The following is an 8,605-nucleotide window of genomic DNA, read 5'->3' on the forward strand; positions in this document are numbered from 1 at the left end:
ACGCAGACCAGCTCTTCGGGCGTGCAATCCATCAGGGAGAGAAAGTGCCTTGCGCTCATCATTGACTACCTTTTTGCTACAAACCGCAGATGCTCAAAGCCTTGTTTAACGGAACAACGGGCGAGACCTGCGGCGTAAGCCGCACGGGGCGACGAAATAGGGGGAGGCGCGATATTGACACTAAATGTCGCGTTTTTCCAATAGGCTACGGTTTTTGCAGAATTTGCGGCAGCGACAGGGTGTTTCAGTCGCGCATTGGAAGTCGGGTCAAGACGTGTAACGGTCTCATTTGTACACTGGCGCCGCGGGGCTTGGCAATCCGGCGTGGCGGGGATGGGGCAGGTCAGGTCGGTTTGCGACCGTCCGGCCATGCACTCGCTTGGTCGGAAGCTCAGACCGAAACATTTGCTAATGCAAAGTGCTGGGTTATAACTACCTTTCGAGCGACGCAGGAAGCCTCCGCATGGAATCGAAAGAACAATTGTTAATGGAATTGCTGGGCCACACGGCTCGCTCCCTGACCCATCTCACCGCCTCGGTGACGTCAATGTCCTTCGAACTGCTGCGCAGCGAAGATGATGTGGTCAAGGCTGCCAGTCGCCAGATGATCGACCGCATGGCGACCATCAGTGCCGGGCTCGACGAGCACTGGCGCCTGATCGGCGAACTCACTGGCGTGCACGTCGCCCACGAGCAGATCGAAACCATTCAGGAAATTCAGCTGCAGGCGCCGCCACAGCTGCCGTCCAACTGAGCCTGACTGGCTATCGGCTCACCTGATAGCCGTCGATTCACAAGACGAACATCGCTGGCGTCGCTCCCGCACACGGGCCATAGTTTTGTTCCCGCAGGCATCATCGTTGCCTGCTCAGAACAAGACAGAGACTGGCCATGACCAAGACTCTCCATCACCGTGCCTGCCACCTGTGCGAAGCCATTTGCGGCCTGACCATCGAGACCACCGAAACCGATGGCAACGTCGCGATCACCTCGATCAAGGGTGACGCGCTCGACACCTTCAGCCGCGGGCACATCTGCCCCAAGGCCGTGGCCCTGCAAGACATCCAGAACGATCCCGATCGCCTGCGTCAGCCGATGCGCCGGGTCGGCAGCGAATGGCTGCCGATCGAGTGGGACGAGGCCTTTGCGCTGGTGGCCGAGCGTCTGGCGGCGATTCAGGAGCGTCACGGGCAGAACGCGGTGGCGGTCTATCAAGGCAATCCGAGTGTGCACAACTACGGGCTGATGACCCACAGCAACTACTTTCTCGGCCTGCTGAAAACGCGCAACCGCTTCTCCGCGACCTCGGTCGATCAACTGCCGCATCACCTGAGCAGTTATCTGATGTATGGCCACGGTCTGCTGCTGCCGATCCCGGACATCGATCACACCGATTTCATGCTGATCCTCGGCGGCAATCCGCTCGCGTCCAACGGCAGCATCATGACCGTGCCCGATGTCGAGAAACGCCTGAAGGCGATTCAGGCGCGTGGCGGCAAAGTGGTGGTGGTCGATCCCCGGCGCAGCGAAACGGCGGCCATCGCCGACCAGCACTTGTTCGTGCGCCCCGGTGGCGATGCGGCGCTGCTGTTCGGGGTGCTCAACACCTTGTTCGGCGAAGGCCTGACCCGTGACAGTCACCTGCCGGTTGATGGCCTCGATGAAGTGCGCGCAGCCGTCGCAACCTTCACTGCCGAAGCCATGAGCCCGTTGTGTGCGGTGCCGGCCGGGCAGATCCGCCAACTGGCGCGGGATTTCGCTGCGGCGCCGAGCGCGGTGTGCTATGGGCGCATGGGCGTTTCCACTCAGGCGTTCGGCACCTTGTGCCATTGGCTGGTGCAGTTGATCAATCTGGTCACCGGCAACCTCGATCGGGTCGGCGGTGCATTGTGCACCGAGCCGGCGGTGGATCTGGTGGCATCGACTTCCGGCGGGCATTTCAACAAGTGGCAGAGCCGGGTGTCCGGGCGGCCCGAGTACGGCGGTGAACTGCCGGTATCGGCGCTGGCCGAAGAAATGCTCACTGAAGGCGAAGGGCAGATTCGTGCGCTGATCACCGTGGCCGGCAATCCGGTGTTGTCGACACCGAACGGCCGGCAACTGGAGCAGGCGCTCGATGGTCTGGAGTTCATGCTCAGCATCGACCTGTACATCAACGAAACCACGCGTTACGCCGACCTGATCCTGCCGTCGACTTCGGCGCTGGAAAACGATCACTACGACACCACGTTCAACCTGTTCGCGGTGCGCAACGTCACTCGCTTCAATCGGGCGATTCTTGCCAAGCCCGAGGGCGCATTACACGACTGGGAGATCTTCGTCGGCCTGGCCAAGGCGTTTGCCGAGAAGACCGGCAAGGAGCTGAAACCGACCATGCCGCCGGCGAAGATGATCGATATGGGGCTGCGCATGGGGCTGTATGGCGATGCTTCGGCGCACAAGCTGTCGCTGGCGACGCTGTTCGATCATCCGCACGGCGTCGATCTGGGCGCGCTCAAACCGAATCTGGCTGCGCGTTTGAAGACCCCGAACCAACGGTTGCAGGCGGCGCCGCCGGAAATCCTCGCTGATCTTGCACGCTTTGCGGCCTTGCAGGCGCCGGCGGCCGATGAGCTGCTGATGATCGGCCGACGCCATGTACGCAGTAACAATTCGTGGATGCACAATTATCATCGTCTGGTGAAGGGCAAGCCGCGCCATCAATTGCTGATGCACCCGGATGATCTGGCCAGTCGCGGGCTCGACGACGGGCAGTTGGTGCGCGTCAGCTCACGGGTCGGGCAGATCGAAGTGGAAGTGCTCGGCAGCCTGGACATGATGAAAGGCGTGGTCAGCTTGCCGCACGGCTGGGGGCATGCGCGGCCGGGGGTGCAGATGGCGATTGCCTGCGGTCAACCGGGATCCAGCGCCAACGACCTGACCGATGAATGTCAGCTCGACGAGTTATCGGGCAACGCTGCGCTCAATGGCGTACCGGTGACGGTGGTGGCAGCTTGAGCATGTCTGTCGGGGAGACCGAGCAGCGCGCTCGGGATTCCGTTACAATGCGCCACCGTGCCGACCCATGAGTCGGAAAGTTCAGCCGAGGTGCTCCATGGATATCATCGAAACGATTAAAGAGCAGATTGCCAACAACACCATTCTGCTTTACATGAAAGGCTCGCCGAATGCCCCACAGTGTGGCTTCTCCGCGAAAGCTGCGCAGGCCGTGATGGGCTGTGGCGAGAAGTTCGCCTACGTCGACATCCTGCAGAACCCGGAAATCCGCGCCAACCTGCCAAAGTACGCCAACTGGCCGACTTTCCCGCAACTGTGGGTTGGCGGTGAACTGGTCGGCGGCAGCGACATCATGGCTGAAATGTTCGCCAACGGTGAGCTGCAGACTCTGGTCAAGGATGCATCGGCCAAGGCTGCTGCGGCCAAGTCCGAAGCCTGATCCGGCTTTGTGGGAGCGGGCTTGCTCGCGAATGCGGTGTATCAGAAAAATAGTAACTGACTGATACACCGCATTCGCGAGCAAGCCCGCTCCCACAGGGATCTGCATCTGATCCGGGATTTGCCAATAAAAAGCCCCGCACCTCGTAAGAGGGCGGGGCTTTTTAGTGCGCTGGAAAAGTTGATTCGAGTTGCCAGTGCAATCTGAAAAGATCGCAGCCTGCGGCAGCTCCTACTCTTCGCCCATCTGTGATTGCAGATAGTTCTCAAGGCCGACTTTATCGATCAGGCCCAGTTGAGTTTCCAGCCAGTCGATGTGTTCTTCTTCGGACTCGAGAATGTCTTCCAGCAGTTCACGGCTGCCGAAGTCGCCAACCGATTCGCAATGGGCGATGGCGGCTTTCAGATCGGCGTGGCCGGTCTTCTCGATACGCAGGTCGCATTCGAGCATTTCCTGCGTGTGCTCGCCGATGTGCAGCTTGCCCAGGTCCTGCACGTTCGGCAGGCCTTCAAGGAACAGGATGCGCTTGATCAGCTTGTCCGCGTGTTTCATCTCGTCGATGGATTCGTGGTACTCGTGCTTGCCCAGCTTGTTCAGGCCCCAATCTTCATACATGCGCGCATGCAGGAAGTACTGATTGATCGCGACCAGCTCATTGGCAAGGATCTTGTTGAGATGCTGGATGACTGTAATGTCGCCTTTCATGATGGGAGTCCTGCCCTGTAATAGCTGTATATAAGGCGGAGTTTGAGCTTGGTATTTATAAGTGTCAAACCTAAGTTATTGAATAATAAATGAAATTAAATCTGAATAAGAATGTTTGTGTTCCGCGTCTAGCGTCTAACCGCTTGATTTGCAGGCATAAAAAAACCGGACATAAGTCCGGTTCTTCGAAATTGGTGTAATTACGCAGCAGTAAATTCTACTGGATAGGGGATCGCGGCCTGGGCGGTTTGCAGCTTGGTCAGGGTTTCGCGGACCACTTCCTTGGCCAGGCAGGCACATTTGCCGCATTGGCTGGCGACGCCGGTGGCCAGGCGGACTTCTTTGTAGCTGCAGCAACCTTCATAGATCGCTTCGCGGATCTGTCCGTCGGTGACGCCAGTGCAGAGACAAACATACATAAGTGAGAACCGTCGCTGGTTGTGACTCAATTGCGATGGATCTTAATGTTAACGAGAATGATTGTCAAAGTGCTTTCTGAACGCTTTCTGAACAAATCCGTGATGGCTGACGAACGGTGCTTAATGGCTTTTCGCCTGGCCCCGAAAATGCTGCCTGGTTATCCGCTTTTGGCAAAAAACCGTTAAGGAGAGGCGAAAAACGCAGTGTATGATGGTCGGCCCTTGCGAAGAGGGTTCGTGTCACAGGGCTGTCGCCTCAGGGTGGCAGGCTGGCCCGGACCCTGAACTTCAAAGTTATTCACCAGGAGATATCCATGAGCGTACTCGTAGGCAAACAAGCCCCTGACTTCACCGTCCCGGCCGTACTCGGCAATGGCGAGATCGTTGACAGCTTCACCCTGTCCTCGGCCATCAAAGGCAAATACGGCCTGGTGTTCTTCTACCCACTGGACTTCACCTTCGTCTGCCCGTCCGAGCTGATCGCTCTGGACAACCGCATGGCCGACTTCAAAGCGCGCAACGTGGAAGTGGTCGCCGTGTCGATTGACTCGCACTTCACCCACAACGCGTGGCGCAACACCCCGGTCAACAACGGCGGTATCGGTCAGGTGAAATACACCATGGCTGCCGACATGAAGCACGAAATCGCCAAGGCCTACGACGTTGAGTCCGAGGGCGGCGTGGCTTTCCGTGGCGCGTTCCTGATCGACGACAAGGGCGTTGTCCGCTCGCAGATCATCAACGACCTGCCGCTGGGCCGTAACATGGAAGAGCTGATCCGTCTGGTCGATGCTCTGCAATTCCACGAAGAGCACGGCGAAGTCTGCCCTGCCAACTGGAAGAAAGGCGACAAAGGCATGAACGCTTCGCCAGAAGGCGTTGCGGCTTACCTGACCGAGAACGCTGCTGCCCTGTAAGGCGCAACGTCGCGGTAAAAAAAAACCGGCCCACGTGGCCGGTTTTTTTATGTACGGGAAAAACCCGACGAGGATCAGTCGTCGAAGTCTTCCCAGCCACCCATCTGTTTCCAGCGGTTGACGATCCCGCAGAACAGCTCGGCGGTCTTCTCGGTGTCGTAACGCGCCGAATGCGCTTCACGGCCATCGAAGTCGATGTCGGCAGCCTGACAGGCTTTCGCCAGCACGGTCTGACCGTATGCCAGGCCGGCCAGCGTCGCGGTGTCGAAGCTGGAGAACGGGTGAAACGGGTTCCGCTTCATGTCCAGACGCGCAACCGCAGCATTGAGGAAGCCAAGGTCGAAGCTGCTGTTGTGGCCGACCAGAATCGCCCGTTTGCAGCCATTGGCCTTGAGCGCCTTGCGGATGCCACGGAAGATGTCGGTCAGCGCGGTTTCTTCGCTGACGGCCATGCGCAGCGGATGATCGAGCTTGATCCCGGTGAATTCCAGCGCCGCCGCTTCGATGTTGGCGCCTTCGAACGGTTCCACGCGGAAGAAGTAAGTGTGATCCGGGTAGACGAAACCCTTTTCATCCATGGCGATGGTGGTCGCGGCAATCTCCAGCAGCGCGTCGGTGGCCGAATTGAAGCCACCGGTCTCTACGTCGACGACAACCGGCAGGTAACCGCGAAAACGTGCTGCCATTGGGTGACGGGAACCGCCGCCGCCACCTTGACCGTCCAGTTCGTCGTCGAAATGGTCTTCACTCACGCGTGTTCCTCCAGCAGGCGCCAGCGCAGTTTTTCACCGGCGCGCAGCGGGATAACGGTCAGCTCGCCGAATGGCAGGCTGGTCGGGGCGGTCCATTCTTCGCGAACCAGGGTGATGCGATCAGTGTTTGCCGGCAGACCGTAGAAGCGCGGGCCGTTGAGGCTGGCGAAGGCTTCGAGCTTGTCCAGCGCGTTACGCTGTTCGAACGCTTCGGCATACAACTCGATGGCGGCGTACGCGGTGTAGCAGCCGGCACAGCCGCAGGCGGCTTCCTTGGCATGCTGGGCGTGCGGCGCCGAGTCGGTACCGAGGAAGAACTTAGCGCTGCCGCTGGTGGCGGCGTCGAGCAGGGCTTCCTGATGGGTGTTGCGCTTGAGGATCGGCAGGCAGTAGAAATGCGGCCGGATCCCGCCCACCAGCATGTGGTTACGGTTGTACAACAGGTGGTGCGCGGTGATGGTCGCGCCGACGTTGGCCGAAGCCTCGTTGACGAACTGTACGGCGTCGCCGGTGGTGATGTGTTCGAACACCACTTTGAGCGTCGGGAAACGCTCGACGACACGGCGCATGTGCTCATCGATGAAAATCTTTTCGCGGTCGAACACATCAACGTCGCCGCGAGTGACTTCGCCGTGGATCAGCAGCGGCATGCCGACTTCGGCCATGGCTTCCAGCGCCGGGAAGATCTTGTCGATGCTGGTCACCCCGGAGTCGGAGTTGGTGGTGGCGCCGGCCGGGTACAATTTGGCGGCGTACACGAAACCGCTGGCCTTGGCCTGACGAATTTCTTCGGGCTGGGTGCGGTCGGTGAGGTACAGCACCATCAGCGGTTCGAAACGACTGCCGGCCGGGCGGGCAGCGAGAATCCGCTGGCGATAGCCATCGGCTTCAGCGGCGTTGCGCACCGGTGGTACCAGGTTGGGCATGATGATGGCGCGGCCAAAGGTGCGCGCAACATCGGCAACGGTATTGGTCAACACGGCACCATCACGAAGATGTATGTGCCAGTCGTCGGGACGCAGCAGGGTCAGGCGGTCGGACATGAGGGGATTCCAGGCGGGTCAAACTGAGGGGAATGCTACCGGAAAAGACTCTTGCAGGCACTCGCTATCAAGTTTTGCCGGAACCTTCCGATATCCCGTAGGTATGCCGTAAACATAGTGTGAATCGGTCTTTGTGTTACAGAAGCCAATGGAGCCTCCCGTGCGCCAGCGATATTTAGCCTTGCTCAGTGTGTTTGCCAGCCTCCCTGCGATGGCGCTCACCTACCAGACGCGTCTGGAGAACATTGAGTGGACGGTCGAGGGCGACAAGTTCGAGTGCCGCCTGACCCAGCCGATCACCGATTTCGGCTCGGGCCAGTTCGTGCGCAAGGCCGGCGAGCAGGCGATATTTCGCCTCAATGCCTACAACGCGATGCTCGGCGGCGGTTCGGCGACCTTGCTCGCGGCGGCGGCGCCATGGCAGCCGGGGCGCAACGATATCAACCTGGGCAGCGTCAGGATCGGTACCGGCAACGTGCTGTTCAACAGTTCGCAATCCCAGGCCGGCGGGCTGATCAGCGGTTTGCTGGACGGTCGCAGTCCGGTGGTGCGCCGTGCGTCCGGCGATGGCCGGGTTTCGGAAGTGCGTCTGCTGCCGGTGAAGTTCAGCAAAGCGTTCAATGATTACCAGACGTGTGTGGCGAAGTTGCTGCCGCAGAATTTCGATCAGGTCAAACAGTCGCAGATCGGCTTCCCCGGTGAAGGCACCGATCTGGATGCCGCCGCCAAAGCCAAGCTGCAGGTGATGCTCGAGTTCATGAAGGCCGATCCGACGGTCAATCACATCGAACTCGACGGCCACTCCGACAACAGCGGCAACCGCCTGACCAACCGTGAACTGTCGCGGCGTCGCGCGCTGGCGGTGGTCGACTTCTTCAAAGCCAACGGCATCGCCGAATCGCAGATCACTGTGCGTTTCCACGGCGAGCAATACCCGTTGGTGCCAAACACCAATGCGGCTAACCGGGCGAAGAATCGCCGGGTCAGCGTGAAGCTTGCGCGCGTGGCACCGACCACTGCACCAGCGCCACAAGCCAGCACGCCTGCCAACGCCGCGGCGACTTCCTGACCCGCCGGTCATCGTCGCGCTGTCGACAGATTCTGTCGCTTTGTCGTCTTAAGCTGTCGCGCCTCTGTAAATTATCGGATTTGAGCGGTAGACTCCTCGGCTTTCCGTAGAACCCCGTGGAGTGATGGCATGGCGGACGTAAACAAGGTCGTTCTGGCGTATTCCGGCGGCCTGGACACTTCGGTGATCCTCAAGTGGCTGCAGGATACTTATAACTGTGAAGTGGTGACCTTCACCGCTGACCTGGGTCAGGGCGAAGAGGTC

The 8,605-nt window shown here is 59.5% G+C and carries 10 protein-coding genes; 6 read left to right on the top strand and 4 right to left on the bottom strand.

Going from position 1 to position 8,605, the window contains the following annotated elements:
* Positions 1 to 463 precede the first annotated feature (463 nt).
* The 3 genes from ACIOUG_RS26080 to grxD all read left to right on the top strand — a co-directional run bounded on the left by ACIOUG_RS26080 (position 464) and on the right by grxD (position 3,436).
* The gene (locus tag ACIOUG_RS26080) at positions 464 to 754 is read left to right on the top strand and encodes a hypothetical protein (RefSeq protein ID WP_003227733.1); all 291 of its coding nucleotides are present in this window, start codon (positions 464 to 466) and stop codon (positions 752 to 754) included.
* 137 nt (positions 755 to 891) lie between these two features.
* A complete protein-coding gene (locus ACIOUG_RS26085; RefSeq protein WP_401069921.1) occupies positions 892 to 2,997 on the top strand; it encodes a molybdopterin oxidoreductase family protein in 2,106 nt (701 codons plus the stop codon).
* 97 nt (positions 2,998 to 3,094) lie between these two features.
* Positions 3,095 to 3,436, top strand: a complete 342-nt coding sequence (gene grxD / locus ACIOUG_RS26090; RefSeq protein WP_249490579.1) for a Grx4 family monothiol glutaredoxin — start codon at positions 3,095 to 3,097, stop codon at positions 3,434 to 3,436.
* A gap of 231 nt (positions 3,437 to 3,667) precedes the next feature.
* Here the strand turns inward: grxD and bfr are convergent, their stop codons facing one another.
* Both bfr and ACIOUG_RS26100 read right to left on the bottom strand, forming a co-directional pair.
* Positions 3,668 to 4,141 (bottom strand): bacterioferritin, encoded by a 474-nt coding sequence (gene bfr / locus ACIOUG_RS26095; RefSeq protein ID WP_003227727.1) that lies wholly within the window; start codon positions 4,139 to 4,141, stop codon positions 3,668 to 3,670.
* Between the two features lie 200 nt (positions 4,142 to 4,341).
* Positions 4,342 to 4,560: a bacterioferritin-associated ferredoxin gene (locus tag ACIOUG_RS26100; protein WP_401069924.1), complete on the bottom strand. Its 219-nt coding sequence runs from the start codon at positions 4,558 to 4,560 to the stop codon at positions 4,342 to 4,344.
* 314 nt (positions 4,561 to 4,874) lie between these two features.
* Here ACIOUG_RS26100 and ACIOUG_RS26105 point away from each other — a divergent pair, with 314 nt between their 5' ends.
* Entirely contained in the window at positions 4,875 to 5,477 is a 603-nt protein-coding gene (locus ACIOUG_RS26105) for a peroxiredoxin (protein WP_007963972.1), read from the top strand.
* Positions 5,478 to 5,551: 74 nt separating this feature from the next.
* Here ACIOUG_RS26105 and rnt read toward each other — a convergent pair whose 3' ends face one another.
* Together rnt and pyrC are read right to left on the bottom strand one after the other, a co-directional pair.
* On the bottom strand, positions 5,552 to 6,229 hold the full coding sequence (gene rnt / locus ACIOUG_RS26110) for a ribonuclease T (protein WP_007963973.1): 678 nt from the start codon (positions 6,227 to 6,229) through the stop codon (positions 5,552 to 5,554).
* Complete coding sequence (gene pyrC / locus ACIOUG_RS26115; RefSeq protein ID WP_401069927.1) at positions 6,226 to 7,272, bottom strand: dihydroorotase; 1,047 nt, start codon at positions 7,270 to 7,272, stop codon at positions 6,226 to 6,228. The genes rnt and pyrC overlap by 4 nt, the downstream gene beginning before the upstream one ends.
* 160 nt (positions 7,273 to 7,432) lie before the next feature.
* Between pyrC and ACIOUG_RS26120 the strand changes: the two genes are divergently transcribed.
* A complete protein-coding gene (locus ACIOUG_RS26120) occupies positions 7,433 to 8,341 on the top strand; it encodes an OmpA family protein (RefSeq protein WP_202368922.1) in 909 nt (302 codons plus the stop codon).
* A 129-nt stretch (positions 8,342 to 8,470) separates the two neighbouring features.
* Positions 8,471 to 8,605 (top strand): argininosuccinate synthase domain-containing protein (locus ACIOUG_RS26125; protein ID WP_401069930.1); only part of this gene is annotated, 135 nt, incomplete at its 3' end.

Origin of the sequence: Pseudomonas sp. NPDC087803 (genome assembly GCF_044742995.1) — a bacterium.
GTDB lineage: Bacteria > Pseudomonadota > Gammaproteobacteria > Pseudomonadales > Pseudomonadaceae > Aquipseudomonas.

What these genes read in the sequence shown, in the direction of transcription:
- ACIOUG_RS26080 (WP_003227733.1), top strand. Translation starts at nt 464, where the DNA reads ATGGAATCGAAAGAACAATTGTTAATGGAATTGCTGGGCCACACGGCT.
- ACIOUG_RS26085 (WP_401069921.1), top strand. Translation starts at nt 892, where the DNA reads ATGACCAAGACTCTCCATCACCGTGCCTGCCACCTGTGCGAAGCCATT.
- grxD (WP_249490579.1), top strand. Translation starts at nt 3,095, where the DNA reads ATGGATATCATCGAAACGATTAAAGAGCAGATTGCCAACAACACCATT.
- bfr (WP_003227727.1), bottom strand. Translation starts at nt 4,141, where the DNA reads ATGAAAGGCGACATTACAGTCATCCAGCATCTCAACAAGATCCTTGCC.
- ACIOUG_RS26100 (WP_401069924.1), bottom strand. Translation starts at nt 4,560, where the DNA reads ATGTATGTTTGTCTCTGCACTGGCGTCACCGACGGACAGATCCGCGAA.
- ACIOUG_RS26105 (WP_007963972.1), top strand. Translation starts at nt 4,875, where the DNA reads ATGAGCGTACTCGTAGGCAAACAAGCCCCTGACTTCACCGTCCCGGCC.
- pyrC (WP_401069927.1), bottom strand. Translation starts at nt 7,272, where the DNA reads ATGTCCGACCGCCTGACCCTGCTGCGTCCCGACGACTGGCACATACAT.